General features: G+C 61.5%; 14 protein-coding genes. 5 read left to right on the top strand and 9 right to left on the bottom strand.

The features are described from left to right. Positions 1-218: 218 nt before the first annotated feature. Positions 219-1127: an agmatinase gene (gene speB, locus HQL56_01635; protein MBF0308214.1), complete on the bottom strand. Its 909-nt coding sequence runs from the start codon at positions 1125-1127 to the stop codon at positions 219-221. A gap of 91 nt (positions 1128-1218) precedes the next feature. Here speB and HQL56_01630 point away from each other — a divergent pair, with 91 nt between their 5' ends. Further along, positions 1219-2817, top strand: a complete 1599-nt coding sequence (locus tag HQL56_01630; GenBank protein MBF0308213.1) for a hypothetical protein — start codon at positions 1219-1221, stop codon at positions 2815-2817. Positions 2818-3244: 427 nt separating this feature from the next. Continuing rightward, positions 3245-4690 (top strand): DEAD/DEAH box helicase, encoded by a 1446-nt coding sequence (locus HQL56_01625; protein MBF0308212.1) that lies wholly within the window; start codon positions 3245-3247, stop codon positions 4688-4690. Positions 4691-4876: 186 nt separating this feature from the next. Here HQL56_01625 and HQL56_01620 read toward each other — a convergent pair whose 3' ends face one another. The 4 genes from HQL56_01620 to HQL56_01605 form a co-directional block, all read right to left on the bottom strand. Beyond that, positions 4877-7609: a PAS domain S-box protein gene (locus HQL56_01620; GenBank protein MBF0308211.1), complete on the bottom strand. Its 2733-nt coding sequence runs from the start codon at positions 7607-7609 to the stop codon at positions 4877-4879. Positions 7610-7770: 161 nt separating this feature from the next. Then, positions 7771-9045, bottom strand: coding sequence for an NAD(P)/FAD-dependent oxidoreductase (locus tag HQL56_01615; protein MBF0308210.1), 1275 nt, complete (start codon positions 9043-9045; stop codon positions 7771-7773). Between the two features lie 448 nt (positions 9046-9493). After that, positions 9494-11686 carry a hypothetical protein gene (locus HQL56_01610; GenBank protein ID MBF0308209.1) on the bottom strand — a complete coding sequence of 731 codons (2193 nt, stop codon included), beginning with the start codon at positions 11684-11686 and terminating at the stop codon, positions 9494-9496. Next, complete coding sequence (locus HQL56_01605) at positions 11676-12920, bottom strand: DUF3142 domain-containing protein (GenBank protein MBF0308208.1); 1245 nt, start codon at positions 12918-12920, stop codon at positions 11676-11678. Before HQL56_01605 ends, HQL56_01610 begins: the two co-directional genes overlap by 11 nt. 206 nt (positions 12921-13126) lie before the next feature. Here HQL56_01605 and HQL56_01600 point away from each other — a divergent pair, with 206 nt between their 5' ends. The 3 genes from HQL56_01600 to HQL56_01590 are packed head-to-tail and all read left to right on the top strand — an operon-like array spanning position 13127 to position 15340. Continuing rightward, positions 13127-13573 (top strand): four-helix bundle copper-binding protein, encoded by a 447-nt coding sequence (locus HQL56_01600; GenBank protein MBF0308207.1) that lies wholly within the window; start codon positions 13127-13129, stop codon positions 13571-13573. A gap of 8 nt (positions 13574-13581) precedes the next feature. Next, positions 13582-14376, top strand: a complete 795-nt coding sequence (locus HQL56_01595; GenBank protein ID MBF0308206.1) for an energy transducer TonB — start codon at positions 13582-13584, stop codon at positions 14374-14376. Between the two features lie 10 nt (positions 14377-14386). Beyond that, positions 14387-15340, top strand: coding sequence for a sigma 54-interacting transcriptional regulator (locus HQL56_01590; protein MBF0308205.1), 954 nt, complete (start codon positions 14387-14389; stop codon positions 15338-15340). Here HQL56_01590 and HQL56_01585 read toward each other — a convergent pair. Genes HQL56_01585 through HQL56_01570 form a run of 4 tightly spaced genes read right to left on the bottom strand, consistent with a single transcriptional unit; the run spans position 15288 to position 20738 of the window. Continuing rightward, on the bottom strand, positions 15288-15764 hold the full coding sequence (locus HQL56_01585) for a hypothetical protein (protein MBF0308204.1): 477 nt from the start codon (positions 15762-15764) through the stop codon (positions 15288-15290). The two genes, HQL56_01590 and HQL56_01585, sit on opposite strands and share 53 nt — an antisense overlap. Positions 15765-15766: 2 nt before the next feature. Next, positions 15767-18841: an efflux RND transporter permease subunit gene (locus tag HQL56_01580; GenBank protein MBF0308203.1), complete on the bottom strand. Its 3075-nt coding sequence runs from the start codon at positions 18839-18841 to the stop codon at positions 15767-15769. Next, positions 18838-19950: an efflux RND transporter periplasmic adaptor subunit gene (locus tag HQL56_01575; GenBank protein MBF0308202.1), complete on the bottom strand. Its 1113-nt coding sequence runs from the start codon at positions 19948-19950 to the stop codon at positions 18838-18840. The genes HQL56_01580 and HQL56_01575 overlap by 4 nt, the downstream gene beginning before the upstream one ends. 2 nt (positions 19951-19952) lie before the next feature. Continuing rightward, the gene (locus tag HQL56_01570) at positions 19953-20738 is read right to left on the bottom strand and encodes a methyltransferase domain-containing protein (protein ID MBF0308201.1); all 786 of its coding nucleotides are present in this window, start codon (positions 20736-20738) and stop codon (positions 19953-19955) included.

The following is a 20738-nucleotide window of genomic DNA, read 5'->3' as shown; positions in this document are numbered from 1 at the left end:
TTTTCGACCAACCCGCCGGAAGTGGGCCTTTCTCCGATCGGGGCCGGATCAAGTCCTTCTTTGCGGTCTCGATGGAGTGCCGTTTGTTATCGAACGATCACCTTGCAAATCCCGTTCGAGGTCTCCCTATAAAATCTATAAGAAAGGAAAAAGTCAAAGGACAGAACATTTTCTTTTTTTTGATAGTTAAAAGATAACATATTGAAAACCAACGGATTTTATATGCATCCCGACTTGGTGGGGAGCATTTCACAACCCCCTCGAACGAAATAGGCCAACATCTTGTAGAGCAGGTGGGAAGCCACCTGTTCACTGACTTCGTTGCCCGGCAGCGGAGCCAGTTCGACGAGGTCCAGCCCCACAACCTCCCGCTCCGCTCCAACCCGCCGCAACAGGCGCAACACCTCGTAAAAACCCAACCCCCCCGCCACCGGTGTGCCCGTTGCCGGCAACACCGAAGGATCGAGTCCATCCAGGTCCAATGTTACATAGACCTTCAGCGGTAACTGGTCGATCACCCGCGCGATCCACCGATCCTCACCCCGGCGGGTCTCCTCCCAGATCTCCCTGGCCCAAAAGAGACGATTTTCCCCACCCGTCTCCGCCAGGAAAAGAGCCTCCTCCTGACTCAGGGAGCGGATACCCACCTGGGTCACGGGCAGCCCCTTCTCCACCAGACGCCGCATGACGCAGCCATGGGACCAGATTGTGCCCTGGTAGCTGTGCCGCATATCGGCATGAGCATCCAGTTGCAGAATGCCGAAATCGTCTCCCCGAGCCTGACGCACCGCGTCTACCAACCAGGGGGTGATGCCATGCTCCCCGCCGACAGCCGCCAACACTCGTCCCGCCACCACATGGGGCAGGGCCGCCTGCCGGATGGCCTCCCCCATCGCCTCCGGAGAGGCCAGCTCGACCCCCACCGGTGGCAGGGTATGGTAGCCGTCCCGATACGGTTCCCGACGCAACTCCTCGTCGTAATATTCCAGGCTGCCGGAAGCCTGAAGCAGAGCGGCAGGCCCCCGTGACGCCCCATGCCCCCAGGAAACGGTGCCTTCGTAGGGTACCGGCAGGATAACCACACGGGCCTGCTCAAGGGGAGCGTTGGGAAGGTGCAGAAAATTCATGACCGCTCAGTGGTTCGGGTATGGGCAACGGAAGCATCACAGAGTATCATGTGTAGTTGGCTTCCGACACCTTTTGCCGCAGGGATGTTTCATGAGTTCCTGGTCCATCGACCGTACCGCCCGGCTCTATCGTCTCTCCCGCTGGGGAGGGGAGTATCTGCGCATCACGCCGGAAGGCCATCTGTGTCTGTTGCCCCAACCGGATCGTCCGGACCTGCGTGTGGACGTGTCACGTCTGTTGCGCGACTTGCCCGGTCAGGGGCGATGGCCCGTCGCCGTGCATGTTCCCGCCATTCTGCGCCATCGTCTGGACCGGCTCTCCACCACCCTGGAACAGGCGGCGCGTCGCCAGTCCACCCCTCCCTCCTGGCGTGTCATCTATCCCCTCAAGGCCAATCCCCGCCGCGAGGTGGTCACCACCCTGCTGGATCACGGCAACGGGGAACTGGGGGTGGAAGTAGGCACCCGCAGCGAGTGGCTGGCCGCCCTGAGTCTGCCCCAAACCCGACGCAACTGGCTGGTTTGCCACGGCTACAAAGACGAAGCCATGATGGCTCTGGCCTGCCGGGCCGCTCAGGAGGGACAACCCCTGGTGCTGGTGCTGGAACACGTTTCCGAATGCCGGCGTTTTCTCGCCGCCTGCCCCTCTCCCCCGCCCTCCCTGATTCTGGGATTGCGACTGCGGCTGCAGGAGGCCGATTCCGGCCATTGGCGCCACAGCGGGGGTGAACAGGCCAAATTCGGCCTCTCCGCTTCCGATCTGCCGGAGACGGTAGCCCAACTGAAGACGGCGGGACTGTTGCAGCGACTGCGGATGCTTCATTTCCACATCGGTTCCCAGGTGGCGCACCTCTCCGATTTCCGTACCGCCGCCAGAACGGCGGCTCGACGGGTGGACGAACTGCGCCGTCTGGGCGCTCCCATCGCCATTGTGGACGCCGGCGGCGGATTGGGTATCGACTACGGTCTCGCCCGTCACTCCACCGCCTTCGATATCCATTATACGCTGGAAGCCTATGCCGACGCGCTGATGGGCATCGTGGCGAACATCCCCGGAGAGCCCGTCGAATTGTGGATCGAATCGGGCCGCGCTCTGACCGCGCATCACGCCTTTCTGCTCACCCATACTCTGCCGGGCGACAATCCGGAGGCCGGGGTTTCAAGGGGCGAGTCGCCCGGGAAAAACCGGGGGAAATCGCCTGGCAAAGCCATGCCGGTCCCCATGCGTTTCATCAATCTGTCGGTTTTTCGCAGCCTGCCCGATGCCTGGGCCATCCATCAGCCTTTTCCCGTGATGCCCCTGGTCAAACTGGACCAACCTCCCGCCCAGCGGGTGGTGCTGGCCGACCCCACCTGCGACTCGGACGGACGCCTGACCCATTACGCGGTGCGTGGTCGACGGGGGACCGCTCTGCCCCTGCCCGCCACCGGACCGGGCGAGTCGCTGCCCCTGGGGATTTTTCTCACCGGGGCCTATCAGGAGACTCTGGGCAGCCTGCACAATCTTTTCGGGGAACCGGCTCGCGCCACGTTGGAGGTCACCGGCCCCGACACCTTCGAGATGCTCGACTGGCAACCTGCCGAATCCGTTGAAGCCGTTCTGGGCCGCATGGGCTACTCCGGGGTGCGTCCCGCCCACCTGGATCGCGACGAGTGGTGGCAGGCCACTTATGGCGCCGTGAAAATTTAAGAGAAAATCAATATTTTTATATTTATTTGTTTTTCAATATTTAATCTTTTAGGTATCAAAAAAAAGAAAATGTTTTGACTTTTTATTTGTCATTCGAGTAAATTACAAAACTGAGTTATGAATATTGATGAATGAAATAACGGAAAAGTCAAAGGATAGAACATTTTCTTTTTTTGATACTTATAAAGATTAAATATTTAAAGTCAAAAGATTTTTAATAAACCCCTGCCTGGTCTCGGAAGTATTACAACTCCCTCATTCGTTTCAGATCCCCCCTGAACAATTGCTTCACCATGTTACAATCGGCTCCAATGGTTTATTGATTGACAATCTCCCCATTCCAGACCATTCTGTTCTGCCGGGCGGATCCCAATTCAGCGGATAAGGCGTCATCGTCCGGATCAGTCAAGCCGGTATCCGCCTTTGCATGAAAGGTTCTCTGTTGTCTTCTGGCGATTTCTCCTCGTTGCACCTGCTTTCTCCCATACTCTCCGCCCTCCAACAAGCCGGTTATCACCAACCGACACCCATTCAAGCGGAGACCATCCCTCACCTCAAAACCGGACGGGATCTTCTGGGCATCGCCCAGACGGGTACCGGCAAGACGGCGGCTTTTGCCCTGCCGATCCTGGACCGGCTGGGACGCAAGCGATTGCCCCCGCAACCCAAACATGTCCGGGTTCTGGTCTTGGCCCCGACCCGGGAACTGGCTTCCCAGATCGACGCCAGCTTCGCCACCTACGGTCGCAACCTGGGAATCTCCCGGGCGGTGGTCTTCGGCGGCGTCAACCAACGCCCCCAGGTGCGCGCCCTGGAACGCGGCGTGGAAGTTCTGGTCGCCACGCCGGGCCGTCTGCTCGACCTGATGGGTCAGGGCTGCCTCTCCTTGAGCCGCATCGAAGTCTTCGTCCTCGACGAAGCGGATCGCATGCTGGACATGGGGTTCATTCAGGATATCCAGAAGGTGGTCGCCGCCCTGCCCGCCAAACGGCAGACCCTGCTCTTTTCGGCCACCATGCCCGATGAGATCGCCACCTTTGCCGGCAACATCCTCACCGATCCGGTACGGGTCGAAGTCGCGCCCCCCGCCACCACCGTGGAACGGGTGGAGCAAAAGGTCTATCGGGTGGAAAAAGGGCACAAGGTGGCCTTGCTGCGCGAAATCCTGCAGCAGGACGCGGTGCAGAAGGTATTGGTCTTCACCCGCACCAAACACGGGGCCAACCGTCTGGCGGAAGATCTGGAAAAACATGGCGTCACCGCCGCCGTCATCCACGGCAACAAGTCCCAAAGCGCCCGCGAATCGGCCCTGAAGGATTTCCGCCAGGGTACGGCCCAGGTTCTGGTGGCCACGGATATCGCCGCCCGGGGCATCGATGTTCCCGGAGTCAGCCACGTCATCAACTACGACCTGCCCAACGAGCCGGAAAGCTACGTGCATCGCATCGGACGCACGGCTCGCGCCGGACGGGAAGGACAGGCCATCTCCTTCTGCGACAGCAGCGAACGGGGTTACATGCGGGCCATCGAGCGCACCATTCGCGCCACGGTGCCTTTGGATACGGCCCATGCCTACCACTCCAACGCTCCCGAAACCGCTCCGCCGGTGATGGGACGCGGCAACGGCGGCGGCAACGGCGGCGGTAATGGCGGACGCCAGGGAACTCCCCAGGCCCAGTCCTCCCGACGTCGGGAAACGGCGGCGGCGCCCGGTCGCCCCGGTCAGGGCAAACCCCGTAGCGCCGGCAGCGACAGCCCGCGGGCCAACTACGCCGGTAACACGATTTCCGCCCCACGGCGCAAAACCGAAGTTCAAACCGCACCGCCGGCCCGAATCCGGGTCCGAACCCAACGGCAGGATGTCAAACGATAACATATACGGGGACTCGGGGGGGGATTATCCCCCCCGACGGGTCCAGGGCAGCGCCCTGGGACTATTCCTTTAATGACTAAAAAAGTCAAAAGGATAGAACATTTCCTTTTTTGATACTTAAAAGATAACATACTGAAAGTCAAAAGATTTTAAGCATATCCCAGTGCGACAGGGGAAAGACCATCGTCACTCCCCTCCCTCCACCTCGGAAATCACCTCCAACAAGTGCTTCTTTTTGATCGGCTTGGTCAGAAAGAGGTCGCACCCCGCCTCCCGGCTGCGTTGTTCTTCACCTTCCAGGGCATGGGCCGTCAGCGTGGCGATAAACAGTGGTTTCTCTCCGCTCCGCCCCTCCCGCCGCCGGATCTCGCGCGTCGCACTGTAACCGTCCATCACCGGCATCTGAACATCCATCAACACCAGATCGAAGCGCTCCCGACCCACCTTGTCCAAGGCTTCCAACCCGTTGTTGACCACCTCCAGATGATGGGGCGTTCCCTTGAGAAAAGCCCGGATCAGCTCCTGATTGTCGATCGAATCTTCCACCAGAAGAACCCGTTTGGCCCTGCCGGGCATGGCCGTGGCCACTTCGCCTTCCGTCGCAACCTCCGGAGTGGTGGGCAGATACAAGGGCAAAGTGATTTCGAAGTGGCTGCCGTGCCCCTCCCGGCTCTCCACCCGCAGGCTGCCGCCCATCAGAGAGATCAGTGCCCGGGACAAAGCCAGGCCGAGACCCGTGCCGCCGTGGCGTCGGGTCAGTCCCCCGTCCACCTGGGTGAAGGGGGTGAATATCCGCTGCAAATCCGCCTCGGAGATCCCTACGCCCGTATCTTCCACCACCAGATGCCAGACCCCGCCATCCCGCCGGGTGACCAGGTGTACCGATCCCTGGTCGGTGAATTTCACGGCGTTGCCCACCAGATTGAACAATACCTGACGCAGACGCATGGCATCGCTGCGCACCCATCGGGGCATGTTCGGGTCCAGCTGCAGGTTCAGCGCCAGCCCCTTGTTGCGGGCCAGCACCTGCATCAACGCCACCACTTCCTCAAGCAACCCCGGCAAATCGATGGTCTCTTCCATCAACTTCAATTTGCCCGCCTCGATCTTGGCAAAGTCGAGAATCTGATTGATCAGTTCCAGCAGGTTGTTGCCCGCCTGCTGCAACTTGCGCACATAGCCAAGCTGCTCCTCCTCCAGGCCCGAATCCAGCAGAATATCCCCCATACCGATCACCACATTCATGGGGGTGCGAATTTCGTGGCTCATGGCGGCGAGAAACTCGCTTTTGGCCCGGTTGGCCGCCTCCGCCTGCTCCTTGGAATGGACCAGCTCCTCATGATAGCGCCGCAACTCCCGCGCCGCCCGCTGGCGTTCGGTGATATCCCGGAAGATGCCCTGCAGCATGGGTCGCCCGCCAATGAGATGGACCGTACCCACCACCTCCACCGGCACCTCCTGGCCGTCGGAACGCAGGATGTTCATCTCGGTCGGCTTGCCGACGACATCGGGATCCTGCTCCACGCATTGTCGGAAAAGCGCCCGCACCTTCTCCTCTTCACGGGGGGGATGCAGCCGGCTTTGATGCCAGCCACGGATTTCGCTCACTTCCCGCCCCATCAAATGCGCCGCCGCCACATTGGCATCCAAAAGCAGGCCGTTTTCCGGATCGGCCAGGAAGATGGCATCCGGGGAAGACTGAAACAGCGAACGGAATCGCTCCTCGCTGGCCTGCAGGGCCATACGGTCCCGATAGTGCTGGGAGACATCTTCGTGGATCAGGATCACCTCGGAAATCCCCTCCGTCGACCCGGTACCCATGGGATAGATGCAGGTCCTGACCCAGATGATACCGGCATGATCCGGTCCGCCTTCCGTGGAACGATCGTAGGGAATGGGTCCCAGATCCCGCGATTCGCCGGCGAAGGCACGCCGTATCTCCGTATCCAGACCGTGTCTGGCCACCTCCCGATCATCCAGAATGCTGTAGCGGCGTTCCTGCAGCCAGGCCAGATCGACCCCCCACATCTTCTCCCAGGCCTGGTTGACCTGAATGGTGCGGCCGTCCCGACCACAAATCTGCATGGGCATGGGGCTCTTTTCGAAGAGGGCGCGGAAACGCTTTTCGGAAAGACGCAACTCCTCGGCGATGGCCCGACGCCGGCTCTCCTGGGCATACCACCGGGAGTAACCCCAACCCATGCCCAACATGCCCAAAAACCAGAACACCCCATGTGTCGTCAGGATGGTTCCAATGTTTTCCTGTTCCAGAAAGGGCTGCATGGGCACCGACACCCCGATGCCACCCCGCACATCCCCCACCTTGTAGCCCTGGTGGGCATGACATTTGAGGCACCCCACCGTGGCCATCATGGGGCGCATGAGACGAAGGAAGGGTTCATCCCCGATGCTGGTGAATTCCTGGACTTCCGTCTCCCCCCTTTCGAAGGCGTGCAGCGCCTTCGCTTCCCAGACATCGGGCGCATTGGCGGGATTGAGCGGTTTGAGGCTGGTGATGCGGCCCCGAACTCCGTACAGATCGCTGTATTGTTCCATGATCTGACGCAGCATGTAGGCGGGATTCATCAGGGTCAGCCGTCTGCCCGAGGGGGTGGTCAGATCCCGTTCGGGGATATGGCTCAAATAGGGACTGGGAGGGGTGTTGGAGTCTATCGGAACATAAACCCCTCCGTGGGAAGTGGCCCAATGGCGCAGGGCCAGATCCTTGTTGAAATGGGCCCGAGCGCTGTTCATCGCCATATTGAGGCTCTCCTGCCGCTCCTTGTGGAGGTTCCAGTGGAGAGAAGCCACAATCAGGAGCGTCCAGAACAAACAGACAAGTAGTAAAAGCTTTTTCATGGCGGCAACCGGGATTTCCGACAGGTTGGGACGCTCGATCCAGTGCCCATTATCACCCATCATAAACAGCTTGCCAATTGAAATAACCTTATCAAACCCATCGCCCGTGGGGTGGGATTTCTTCCGGCGGCTTTCATTCAGGAAGCCGGGGCTCGAAAACCTATATTAATTTCAGGTGGCGATCGACCCCCGACACTCATGACATGAAGCGAGCGATTTTTCTATTCTTTTAATTTTGCAATTCCGACAGCTTTTAAAATAAACTTTTCGATAAATGGCTCTGACACACCTTTCTTCATTTTTCGCAAGAAGTATTTTTCAAAAGCCAGTTTTGCCAAATGAACCCATTTGCCTTTTTTCATCCAGGAGAGGTTGCGCGGCGGAATTTGCGGCATGGCCACGAAGGCCACTCCGGTGTCACCCATATCGGCCAGACAAATGGCATGCCAGGTGCCCTGACGTTCGGGTGCTTCACCACGCAGGTCGTGCTGAATGTTGTGTACCGCCGCCGTCACCATGGATTCGATCATGTACCCGGTCTTGGGAGCGCCGGTCGGCACCGGAGTCGTTTCAACCGGAGGAATGGCGATGCAGACGCCGACAGCATAGATATTGTGCCAGCGCGGATTGCGTTGGTAGGCATCGACCTTGACGAAACCGCGGGGATTGACCAGATCCGGCCCCACCGCCACCAGCGGATCGATGCCCTTGAAGGCGGGCAGCATCATGGCGTAGTGGAACGGCAGATCGTGTTCCCGGATCACTTCGCCCCGTTCGTTGTGTTCCGCGACGAACATTCTGTTCGCCTCGACCCGCGACACCCTGGCGTTGCAAATCCAGCGGATATGCTTCTGTCGCAACTCCGCCTCCATGAGTCCCCGGGAATCGCCGACTCCCCCCAGACCCAGATGCCCGATATAGGGTTCGGAGGTCACGAAAGTCATGGGCACCCGATCTCTCAGGCGGCGCTTGCGCAACTCCGCATCCATGATGAAGGCGAACTCGTAGGCCGGACCGAAACAGGAGGCACCCTGCACCGCTCCGACCACCACCGGACCGGGTTCGATGACGAAATGCTGCCAGGCGTCCCAGGCGGCTTCCGCGTGGGGAACCGTGCAGACGGACTGGCTGAAACCCGAAGGACCCAACCCTTCCACTTCGTCGAAGGCCAGTTTGGGGCCGGTGGCCAGCACCAGATAGTCGTAGCCGAGAACCTGGCCGTCGGTCAGTTCCAGACGGTTTTCGTCGGGATGGAGGGCGGAGAGCCCCAGGGGAATGAAACGAATACCCTGTCGTTCCAGAAGCGGTTTGATGGGCAGGATCACATCTTTGCGGCTGCGCCAGCCCACGGCAACCCAAGGATTGGACGGCACGAAGGAGAAGTAGTCCGAAGGATGCACCACCGTGATGGCGTGTTCCCTGCCCAGCAGGCTCCGGAGTTCGTAAGCCGCAGGCATACCCCCGATGCCGCACCCCACCACCACGATATGGGCCATGAGACAATCCTTTCCTGATCAATCCGTTCGGAGGAGCGACTCCTGCCGCTTGCGCAATCGGCAGGAGCCGAGGGAATTGATCCTACTCTTTTTTTGAAGCTTTTTCAGATTTTTTTCTTTGTAACTGAAGAGGGAGTTGCAAAACACTCAAAATCAGACAATAGTATTCTTTAAAATTTTTTGCTCTTCCAATATGCTATCTTTTAAATATAAAAAAGAAAATGTTCTATCCTCTGACTTTTTCATTATCATTTATCTAAATTTCTCATGACCCTTCCGGAAGGGTCTTGCCATTGGCTCTGAAGTATATATTCAGAACATTCTAAAAGAATAACAGAAAAGTCAAAAGAATAGAACATTTTCTTTTTTTGATATTTAAAAGATAAAATATTGAAAGTAAAATGATTTTTAATATATCTACGTATTGATACTTAAAACTTCATTAAAGTCATGAAATTTCAATTTTCCGGAAATGGCGTCGGGTCCACCACCCACCCAAGGTCACCACCACCAGCAGCAGACCGGCGGCCCACCAGGTGTCGTAAGCGGAAAAACGCCGCAGGGTGTCGAGGCGTTGCTGCCACAGGCGTTGCCGGGCCCGCTCGAAATCGGGCTCGGGACACCCCCTGCCGAAATGGGCCGCCCAAGGGACATAAGGCCCCTCTTTCAGATAGCGCCGGTAGTAGACCGCCGCCCGATCGGGCTCCCGCGCCAGCATCCGCCCCGTGGCCTTGCACAGCAAGGCGGCAAAGGCCTGTGAGGTTTTCGGTACATGGTCCGCCGCCATGGACAAATGTTCGGCTGTCAGCAGACGGTAATGAAACCGGGGCATCTCATCGGCTGGACCGGATTCCTTCACCCGAGATTTTTCTTCGGAAGTGGTATAGGATTGATCCGTATCCGGATTGTTTCCAAAATATGATCCATCATAGATCTTGAAATCGGGTCGCATCTCAAAACCCAAAAGATCCATACCCGATTCCCACAGCAGCATGGCGGCTTCATACCAGGCTTCTGCTTGGGATATGGTTCCTCCCCAGGGACTCCGCGCCCTGTCCATGGCTTGTCCGTAACGCCGGGCCTGGTCTCGAAGCCTTTCCCCATCGAAGTAGGTCAAGGCCTCGGCAAAATGCCCCGCCCGCATCAACCTCCGCGCCAGAATCAGGCGAATTTCCACACCAGGGGGAACGTCAGCATTTGTATACTCATATTGTTCAACTTCATCGAGGATTTCTTTGGAAGGCGCCGGAATATTTCCCGCTACGAAATTCTTCAATTCATCTACAGTCAAAATGCGTTCCGCCAGATAAACCACATCCGACCAATACGGTGTTACAAACTTCCATTGCCATCGATCCAACGCCGCAAAATAAAACAGGCGAAAAGCCTCGACATACTCACCACGATCCAAACGTAAAACGCCCTCTTCGGCCTGGATGATACACTGAGTCGAGCGGTCCTCGTCTCCGGTGATCAACTCGCCGTGCCTGGAGAGGACGCCCTCCTCTCGGGGAAAGGCCTTGATCGCCCGTTGGTAGCTTGCCAGCGCCACGTCCCGCTCGCCCTTCCTCAAGGCCAGTTTGCCTTCTATCCAGAAAGCAAGATAGTTCCTCTCCAACGGAAGAAGCTTCCCCGCCAGATCGAACCACCCCTTGCGATAAGCCTCGGCGGCCAGCCAGGAAGCGCCGGTCACCTCGGGAACACCCTGCCCCTCCAGTGCCCCCACCAGTCGTTCCACCGTCGAGCGGGACAATCCCGATGTGCGGGCGGCAGGCAGCTTGTCCAAATCGGTTGGATAATTATTAATATTTCCGGAATGGGCCAATAAAACGATTATCGACCGGGACAACGGATCCAAAACAGCTTCATCCAGCAAATTCTGGTTGGAAAGCATGCTTTGCGCCACCGCCAACAGGGAGAGATAGGCGCTACGGGAACCGAAAGAGGCCTGTTTGGCATAAAGGGCCAGGGCTTTGGCCAAACTTCCCGGAATCAGATGGAGCCTGGCTTCCTCCCCCAGACTGGCCACCGCCAGCCCCAAAGGATCGGCGAGACCTTCGGAGACCCGCTGTCGAACCTGCTCGAAGTGGCGAGCCGCCGCCTCCCGATGGTCCTGTTTCGCCTCCAACCGACCCAGCATGTAAAGCGCCCACACCTCCCGGAAACCCCGTTCTTCCTCGGGACGGGAGAGTACCGCCTCGAAATGGTTTCGCGCTGCCTCCCAGGCACCCCGTCGGAAAGCCACTGCTCCCGCAGCGTAGTGGCGGACCGCCTCCGGCAGGCCATGGCCGGCAGCATAGGCTTCGCACGCCGACTCACGGGAACGCGCTTCGTAAAGCGAGTGGACCTGGCTTATCGAAAGGCCTTGCTCTTCAAAGCTCTCCCGCCGGGCTTCCCTCCACTCGGGCAGCTGATAATTGTCCGGATCCGTCCCGTCGATCGAATCATGCTGATCGGGCCGCCAGGATTCGGCGGATTTGGGTAACAGGCGGGGCAGTTCGCGGAAAAACCAGGAGCGTGGACCCGAAAGCAGAGACCCTTCCCGATCGTACAGCAAGCTGATGCCGAATTCGGGTCCGCAAGACCAACCCGGCACCGGCAAAAGGAGCACCAGTGCGGCCAGCCACAGCCTAGGGAGCATGGAATCCCACCTTCTCGACGGCGCAACGCACCCAGGCGATGGTGCGCTGTTGTTTGGCTTTCAACGGTTGCGGCTGGCTCAAACGCAGATAGAAACCCTTTTCGACCCGTTGCAGAAGGTAGCCTTCCAGGGCGTCGGCCTCCTGGCAACTGCCGCACTGCACGAAGACCTCGTTGGGCAAGGCGGCGTCCAGATTGCCGTCGTTGGCGATGCGGATGTCGCTGGCTCCCGAGGCCTCGTCCATCACCGCCCTGACCCCGAGCCGGGGTTCCAGGGGCGCGCCGTCGATGACGCCGTGCCAGGTGGCCAGGCTCCAGGCGCGGCGGTCGTCGTCGGTGGGCAGACGAAACCAGATCGGCCCCAGCAGCAGCGGAATGGTCTTGCGGGCCAGATCATCGAGCAGGCCTCGCACCTCTCGCGGATCGGCGGAAAGTTCCCGCTCCACCACACCCCGACCGGGAAGAGCGGTTTCGCTCTCCACCACCACCACCTTGCCCGTCTCGTCCCATCCGACCCGGGATCCGTAGGTCGGCAACGCCACCCGGAAGGGAACCGGCGTCTCGGCGGCGAACTCCTCGATCCAGCGCAACGCCTGCTGCCGGTTGAACAATCCCAGACGCGGATTGGCCACGGCATGCACCTGCAAAACGGCCTCATCGGCCTGTTGCAGCACTTCAAGCAGGATGGGACTGCGCAGCCAGGCCGGCAGTGCGGTCAGAGTGATCCTGACGTTCTTGTCCAGAACGGGCCGCAACTCGGCCAGGAAATGGGCGTATTCCCGCAGTTGGGCGGTGGGTGCGTCGTAGTCGATCTCCAGACCGATGACGGGAGGATCGGCCCGACGCCATTTGCCGAGCAAATCGGCGATGCCGACAATCAGGGGATCCCACTCCGTTGCCGAAAGGGCGTGGTTGAAGCGCACCACCAGCACCACCGGCTTGCCGTTGTGCAACATCTCCTTGCCCGGCGCAAAGACGCTCAGACGGCCGACGGCATCGGTTTCGGCAGCCAGCACATGCCAGGCCCGGATGCGGGAGGCCGACTCCATCATGGCGCTTTTGAGAGCAGGGGTCCACTGACGCTGCCAGATGTAGGCGTCGTGACTGCGGACCACGGGGGAGGCGGACTCGCTGCAGGCGGTCAGAAACAGCCCCGCGACCAGTAGCCACACGAGGGTGAAGGGCCGGGTTCGTTGCGGTATGGCAGGCATGGCGTATCCCAATATGCTTCCCATTCCATCCTTCCATGGGGAGGCTATAGTGCCACGGGCGGGGATGGGGATCAACCGGAACCTTGAGGTGCTACAATTACCGCGGACCAGCCCTTACAAAAAGGCAAATTGCCGATTTGGCGAGAAACGGCTAACATGACGTGGTATACTGCAATTTTTTGGATGAACAGTAAGGAGTATCAGTTATGGATCATGAGGATCGGGTCATCATTGATCGGCGGGATGTCTTGTTCACCGGAATCGGCACCCTGGCCGCCCTGACATTGACCGGCCAGGCGCTGGCGGAAGAGAAGCCCCATCAGCACGACACGCCGCAAGCCGGAAACCCCCTGCAAAAGGTCATCGCCGCCGCCCTCGACTGCCGTGGTGAGGGAGAGGCCTGCCTGGCCCATTGTCTGGGACTTTTCGCGGCGGGAGACACCTCCCTGGCCGCCTGCGCCATCTCGGTTTCCGAAACCGTCGCTCTGTGTACCGCCCTGGCCACCGCCGCCTCCCTGAACTCCCCACGACTGCAAAAGCTGGCGGCGGTGTGCATTGACGCTTGCGAAGCCTGTGAGAAGGAGTGCCGCAAACACGAAGACAAACACGCCTCCTGCAAGGCTTGCGCGGATTCCTGCAAGCGCTGCATCGCCGCCTGCAAGGCGCTTCCGGCCTGAGGAGCGGCATGGACGGGGTTTTTGCCTCGGAAGGGATTGTGGAGGAGGTCCGGGAGAGCGGTCCCATCCGGCGGAGAACACCGTTCGGCCTGAGTGGTCGACCCGTGGGCTTCTCGGTGGTGTTGCACCTGGTGTTCGCGGCAGGGGTGATCCTCTCCGGCTGGGGACGCCTCCCTGCCCCGGTGGAAGAACCGCGCCCGTTGATCGTGCAACTGGTATCGATGAAAACGCCGGCTCCCGCGCCACCCGAGGCGGTTCCCGACACCGCGCCCCCTGCAGCGGTTGCCGAGCCGGTCGCTGCCGCCCCGGTGGTGGAAAAGGTCGCGGAACCTCCCCCCCCGCCGCCGGTCAGGAAAGCCGCGCCCCGCAAAGCGATGGTGAAAGCCCCCACCGCAGCGGTTCGGGTCAAACCGCCCGAAAGCCTTGCGGCGGCAGTCTTCGAAGAGACCGCTCCGGCACCGGGGGTGGGCAACCCGCCTTCTGCCGAGGGGGACGTTTCCGCTCCCCCCGAAGGCCGGGCGGAGCCCTGGCAACCCGCCGTGCCGCGCGAAGAACCACGACCGATCTATCCGGCCATGGCCCGCTCCCGAGGGTGGCAGGGAGTGGTGGTGGTGGAAGCGGTGGTGGAACGGGACGGCGCTCCGGTAGCGGTGACCGTCAAACGCTCCTCCGGCCACCAGATTCTGGATCAATCGGCGCAAGCCGCCGTGCAGCGCTGGCGTTTCGACCCCGCCCGACGTGGCGGGGAAGTGGTTCGGGCCGTGGTGGAAGTCCCGGTGCGTTTCAATTTGATCGATGGTTGATGCCATGGAAATGAACTCGACTGCCGCACCCCTGCTTTTGGGACGCTCTCCGGTCTTCGCCGCGTTGCAGCGCGCCGCCATGATGGTGGCCGCCACCGAAGCCACGGTGCTGCTGCTGGGCGAATCGGGCACCGGAAAAGAGCTGCTGGCCCGAGCCATGCACCAGGCCAGTCGCCGCGCCCAGGCTCCCTTCGTCACCATCAACTGCGCCGCTTTGCCGGAAACCCTGGCGGAAAGCGAACTCTTCGGCCATGCCAAGGGCGCTTTCACCGGCGCGTCCCAAACCCGTTTGGGACGCATCGCCTCCGCCGATTCCGGAACCCTCTTCCTCGATGAAATCGGCGAGCTGCCCCTGACCATTCAGGCCAAACTGCTGCGTTTTCTGGATTTCGGCGAGTGTCAGGCCCTGGGCGAGAACAAAACCCGTCAGGTGGACGTGCGCGTCATCGCCGCCACCAACCGGGATCTGGGTCGCATGGCCCGTGAAGGCGGCTTTCGTCTCGATCTCTTCCACCGCCTGCAGGTGGTGCCCCTGCAACTGCCCCCCTTGCGGGAACGCGGCGGCGATCTGGAATGTCTGGTCGAAGCCTTCCTCGGCGAAGGGGCGCGGCGTCACGGCAAAGCCCAACCGCGCTTTTCCCGCGAAGCCTGGCAGCATCTGCAACGCTACGCCTGGCCCGGCAACATCCGGGAGCTGCGCAACCTCTGCGAACGCCTGGTGATCCTCCAGAGCGGCGGCGTGGTGGAAGTCGGGCATCTGCCCCGGGAGATGCATGCCGAGCAGCCCCCCCTCCCCGCCCCCTCCCTGCCCAGCGGCGGCATCAGCCTCAACTCCCTGGAAAAGGAGATGATCTGCAAGGCCCTGGCCGCCACCGGGGGCAATCGCACCCACGCCGCCCGGCTGCTGGATGTCAGTCGCGACACGCTGCTTTATCGCATGAAGAAATACGCCCTGCGTCCTTGAAACCCTTTTCCCAGGAACGCACCTCCCCCTCGATCAGGCGGAACAGGGGATGGGCTTCGGGCGTCTCGGGCAAATCCTCCAGCCAGCGGGGGGAGCGAAGGGTCAGCTTGGCCCGCAGATGGCTCCATTCCCAGAGCAGTTGACCCCGCGTCTCCTCCAGAAGGCGACTCTCCGTCCGCACCTCGCCCAGGCGCTCCCGATCGAAGCGATACCCCCGGCGACGCGACTCCTCCCAGACCTCCAGCAGGTAACAGCCCAACCGGTTGACCGGATCCGGATCGTCGCGGAAACGACGCAGTTGCGGATGGTGTCGATAGCCCGTGGTGCCGCCCGACAAAACCTTGCGCCCCAGCAGCCCTTCGCGCCACAAGGCCACCAGTCCCGTTGCGTCGAGCAGACGCGGATGCAGGGTCCACAAACGCATGGTCAGAGAACCCCGGCCTGCCGGGGCCCCATGACCCGCGCCCTGGCCCGCTCCAGATAGAGGAAGATCACCGGGGTGATGTAGAGCGTCAACATCTGGGAGAGCAGCAACCCGCCCACCACCACCATGCCCAGCGGCTGCCGCAGCTCGCCTCCGGCGCCCCAGCCGAAGGCAATGGGCAGTGCGCCCATCAACGCCGCCATGGTGGTCATCATGATGGGTCGAAATCGCAGCAGGCAGGCCTCCCGGATGGCGGGCAGCGCCTCCTGACCCCGACGCTGGGCCTGAATGGCGAAGTCGATCATCATGATGGCGTTCTTCTTCACGATGCCGATAAGCATCACCAGACCGATGATGGCCATGACATCCAGATCCTTGCCGAAAATCATCAAGGTCAACAAAGCCCCCACCGCCGCTGCGGGCAAGCCGGACAGGATGGTCAACGGGTGGAGAAAGCTCTCGTAAAGCACACCCAAAACAATGTAGACAACGAGAATGGCCGAAGCGATCAGGATCAACTGATTCTGAAAGGATTTCTGGAACAACTGGGCCGTTCCCTGGAATCCCGTGAGCAGGCTTGGCGGGGCATCGAGTTCGCGGCGCACCTGATCGATGGCCTCCACGGCTTGTCCCAGGGCCACTTTGGGGGCCAGATTGAAGGAGAGGGTGGCGGCGGGCAGTTGATCCTGATGGCCGATGCGGGAGGGGCCGGCCTGGCGTTCGATGCGGGCGAAGGCCTCCAGGGGAACCAGGTGGCCCTCTTTGGAACGGACATACAATCGGGCCAAATCGGCGGTGTCTTCCTGAAAACCGGGCAACAAATCCATGATCACGGGATAGGTGTTGCTCGGGGTGTAGATGGTAGCCACCTGCCGGGAGCCGAAAGCGTCGAACAGGGTGGCGCGCAGCGCCTCGGTGGTGATGCCCAGGGAGGAGGCCTTCTCCCGGTCGATGACCACACTGGCGATGGGGTTCCTGATCTGCAGATCGGAGGTGACATCCTGAAGCTGGGGCAAGGCGCGCAGGCGGGTTTCGAAACGTTGCGCCCAGCCGAACAGCTCATTCAGTTCGCTGGTTTGCAGGGTGAACTGATACTCGCTCTTGGAGGAGCGGGTGGAGAGGTTGATATTGGGCAGGGGTCGCATGAACAGGGCGATGCCGGGAAGCACGGCGGTGGCCTTGCGCAGGCGCTGGATCACGTCGAAGGTGGAGCCGGTGCGCTCCCGAGCCGGTTTGAGAATGATGAAGACCCGACCGTTGTTCATGGCGGAGTTGGGGCCACCGGCCCCCACGGTGGAGTTGACCGCCAGCACGTCCGGGTCGGCCCGGACGATGGCGACCAGTTGCTGCTGCCGTTCCACCATGGCCGGAAAGGAGATCTCCTCGGCGGCCTCGCTGGTGCCCATGATCAGGCCGGTATCCTCCACGGGGAAGAAGCCCTTCGGTACCTCCCGGAACATCCAGACGGTGAGAAAAACCGTGGCCAGGGTGACCAGCAGGGTCAGCAGGGGATGGCGCAACACCGCATCCAGCGTGACCCGATAGCCGGCCAGCAGGTGGGTGAAGAAGTGGGGCTTGCCCTCCGAATGGCCCCTTTTCGGCAGGCGCAGCAGCCGGCTGCACAGCAGAGGGGTGACAGTCAGCGCCGCCACTCCCGAAATGAGGATGGCGATGCTGATGGTGATGGCGAATTCGTTGAACATGCGCCCCACCACGCCGCCCATGAACAGAATGGGGATGAAGGCCGCGATCAGGGAGAGGGTGATGGAGAGGATGGTGAAGCTGATCTCCCGTGCGCCGAGGATGGCGGCCTCCAGAACTTTTTCGCCCCGCTCCAGATGGCGCACGCTGTTTTCCAGCACCACGATGGCGTCGTCGACCACGAAACCCACCGCCAGGGTCAGGGCCATGAGGGACATGTTGTCGATGGTGAAATGGAACTGGTACATGATCGCGCAGGCCCCGATCAGGGAGACCGGCAGCACCACCGCAGGAATGATGGTGGCGGATAGACTCTTGAGAAACAGAAAGATGACCAGCAGCACCAGCGCAATGGTCAGGGCCATGGTGAACTGGATGTCCCGCAGGGAGTCGCGCACCGATTGGGAGCGGTCGATGAGAACCTCCAACTGAACGGCGGGGGGCAATTGGGCGCGAAACTGGGGCAACAGCTCCAGAATCGCATCCACCAGGGCCACGGTATTGGCGTCGGGCTGGCGTTGCACCGCCAGCACGATGGCCCGGGTGCCGTTGAACCAGGTGGCCAGCCGCTCGTTTTCCACCCCGTCCTCCACCGTGGCCACCTCTTCGAGACGTACCGGCGCCCCCTGGCGCCAGGCCACGATCAGGGGTCGGTAGCCCTCGGCATGCAGGGGTTGTCCCGTGGACTGGATGGTCACCTGGCGGGTGGCGTTGCTCAGGGTTCCGGTGGGGGAGTTGTCGGTGGCGCTGCTCAGGGTGCGTTGCACGTCTTCCAGGGCCAGACCCCGCTGATAGAGGGCGGCGGGATCCACCCGCACCCGCACCGCATGGCGCTTCTGGCCGTAAACCAGCACCTGGGCCACTCCGGTGAGGGTGGAGAGGCGTCGCGCCACCAGGGTTTCGGCGGCTTCGTTCACCGTGGGTAGCGGCAGGGTGTCGGAGCGCAGGGAGAGCAGCAGCACCGGGACATCCGCCGGGTTGACCTTGCGATAGTAGGGAGGGGTGGACATCTCTTCCGGCAGCCAGCGCTGCGCCACCCCGATGGCGGCCTGCACGTCCATGGCCGCCGCGTCCAGAGAGCGGTCCAGCTCGAATTGCAGGGTGATCTGGGTGGAACCCAGGGTATTGTTGGAGTTGATCGATTCGATGCCGGCAATGGTGGAGAACTGCTTCTCCAGGGGCGTGGCCACGGCGGAGGCCATGGTTTCCGGACTGGCCCCGGAGAGGCTGGCGGAGACCACCAGGGTGGGATATTCGATCTTGGGCAGGGCCGCCACCGGCAGCAGGCGGTAGGCGAAAAGCCCGAAGAGGACCGTGGCCGCCGTCAGCAGAGTGGTCATCACCGGGCGGCGAATGCAGACTTCCGAGAGGTTCATGGCGCAACCGGCTTCTTTTCGACGGGGGCTTCGAGGGTCACCTTCATGCCGCCGGTGAGGCGGAACTGGCCGTCGATGACCACCGTCTCCCCCTCCCGCAGGCCGTCGCCGATCACCGCCAAACCGTCATGGACCCGATCGAGCCGCACCGGGCGGGGTGTGGCCACTTCCGACTCCACCACGAAGACGTAAGGTCCGTTCTGGCCGCTGGAGACGGCTTCCGTCGGCACCACCAGGGCCTGGGGATCGGTGCGCAACACCAGGGTCACATCCACCAGTTGTCCGGGCCAGAGACGTTCGTCACCGTTGGCGAAGACCCCTTCCAGAGTGACGGTTCCCGTCTCCCGGCTCACTTCGTGGTTGATGAAGGCCAGCTTGCCCAGAACGGCGGGCCGTCCGTCCCCGGGAATGGTCACCGCAACCGGCAGGGCCTCCGTGGCGCTTCTCAAGGCGGGCAGGTGCAACTGGGGCAGGGCGAAGGAGACGTGAATGGGCTGCATCTGGTGAATGACCAGCAACGGCGTGGCCTCGCCGGTCCGGGCGATGTTGCCCTTTTGCAGGGAGACCGCCCCCACCCGTCCGGCCAGGGGGGAGCGCAACTCGGTGTAGGAGCGTTGCAACCGGGCCGAATCGAGCTGGGCCTCGTCGGCGACGATGGAGGCTTCCAGCATCTCCAGATCGGCTTTGGCTTTGTCGAGATTCTGCGGTGAGGAGACCTCGCTGCTCGCCAGGCGGGTTTGCCGCTCCAGCAGACGCCGGGCGTTGACCAGAGCGGCGCGATCCCGCGCCAGATTGGCCTGCGCCAGCTTGAGGCGGTTTTCCACCTCCCGCGCATCCAGGGCAAAGAGGCGATCCCCCTCCTTCACCATGGCGCCGTCGGCCACGAAGACCCCCACGATTTCCGCATCCAGCCGGGGTCGGATGGCCACGGTCGCCGGGGCTTTCACATGGCCGATGGTGCGGACCTCCACCGGCACGGCGCGGCGTTGCGCCGTGGCCACCTTCACGGCAGGCGGCGGCAGGGGCGTGCCCTTGCCTTGGGCCGCCTCCGCCGGGCAAAACCCGGCCAATCCCGCCAGAAACCCCATTATCGCCCACATCCTGATCACGTTCATCGTCCTTCGGCCTTGCTCAAGACAAAACAGCCCTCTTCCTCGTCCGCGTGGGTCAAAGCGAAACCGGTTCGTTCCGCCAGTTGGCGCAACCCTCTCACCGTCGGCAGAAACCGGGGGGGCTGCCCCGCCCCGCCAAGGTCGCGCCACGCTTCCGCTCCGGCCAGGGCCATGCGCAGCAGAACCGTGCCTTCCGTCGCCAGACGCGGCGGCAGCCGAGCCAGCAGGGCCGCCGGGTCGACATGGTATTCCAGATGATGATGCAACACGATGAGGTCGAAGGGACCGGCCAGCTCCGTCACCTCCCCCTTGACCAGGGAGAGTCCCTCGTCCAGGCGGCAATCGGCCTGCAATCGCGACTCCACCCCCGTCAGTTCGGTAAAACCGCCGAGGTGCAATTCCACCAGCAGTTCCCCCGCGCCGCAACCCACCTGCAGAATGCGTGCGCCCTGCCCGACGCGACCCGGTCGGAACCAGCCCGCCAGGGGATGGGGCCCGAACATGTGCAGCATCAGGCGTCCCAACAGATGGTCCCGCCCCAGGGATTGGCGCATGCGGCAGCTATTGACGAATCGCCGCCAGGGGGTTTTCCAGCAACGCAATTTTTGCAGGAGGGGTCGGCCATCGCAGAGGTGGTGGGGTGGGGACTCCTCCCCGCCCGGACGGAACAGGGTGTGGCAGTCGGCGCACTCCACGACCTCGAAGGGGGGGGCGAAACGGTTTTCGCGCAGCGGCGTAAGCCGGTTTCGACTGGCGCAAAGGGGGCAGGATGACGCTATGATCAT

It is taken from the genome of Magnetococcales bacterium (assembly GCA_015231925.1).
In the GTDB taxonomy this organism is placed as follows: domain Bacteria; phylum Pseudomonadota; class Magnetococcia; order Magnetococcales; family JADGAQ01; genus JADGAQ01.
Note: the sequence above shows the minus strand (reverse complement) of the source record. Positions and strands in the feature narration are given on the sequence as shown.

Bases quoted from the DNA above. Each gene is read 5' to 3' on its own strand.
- speB (MBF0308214.1), bottom strand. From the start codon at position 1,127: ATGAATTTTCTGCACCTTCCCAACGCTCCCCTTGAGCAGGCCCGTGTG.
- HQL56_01630 (MBF0308213.1), top strand. From the start codon at position 1,219: ATGAGTTCCTGGTCCATCGACCGTACCGCCCGGCTCTATCGTCTCTCC.
- HQL56_01625 (MBF0308212.1), top strand. From the start codon at position 3,245: ATGAAAGGTTCTCTGTTGTCTTCTGGCGATTTCTCCTCGTTGCACCTG.
- HQL56_01620 (MBF0308211.1), bottom strand. From the start codon at position 7,609: ATGGGTGATAATGGGCACTGGATCGAGCGTCCCAACCTGTCGGAAATC.
- HQL56_01615 (MBF0308210.1), bottom strand. From the start codon at position 9,045: ATGGCCCATATCGTGGTGGTGGGGTGCGGCATCGGGGGTATGCCTGCG.
- HQL56_01610 (MBF0308209.1), bottom strand. From the start codon at position 11,686: ATGCTCCCTAGGCTGTGGCTGGCCGCACTGGTGCTCCTTTTGCCGGTG.
- HQL56_01605 (MBF0308208.1), bottom strand. From the start codon at position 12,920: ATGGGAAGCATATTGGGATACGCCATGCCTGCCATACCGCAACGAACC.
- HQL56_01595 (MBF0308206.1), top strand. From the start codon at position 13,582: ATGGACGGGGTTTTTGCCTCGGAAGGGATTGTGGAGGAGGTCCGGGAG.
- HQL56_01590 (MBF0308205.1), top strand. From the start codon at position 14,387: ATGAACTCGACTGCCGCACCCCTGCTTTTGGGACGCTCTCCGGTCTTC.
- HQL56_01585 (MBF0308204.1), bottom strand. From the start codon at position 15,764: ATGCGTTTGTGGACCCTGCATCCGCGTCTGCTCGACGCAACGGGACTG.
- HQL56_01580 (MBF0308203.1), bottom strand. From the start codon at position 18,841: ATGAACCTCTCGGAAGTCTGCATTCGCCGCCCGGTGATGACCACTCTG.
- HQL56_01570 (MBF0308201.1), bottom strand. From the start codon at position 20,738: ATGATCATAGCGTCATCCTGCCCCCTTTGCGCCAGTCGAAACCGGCTT.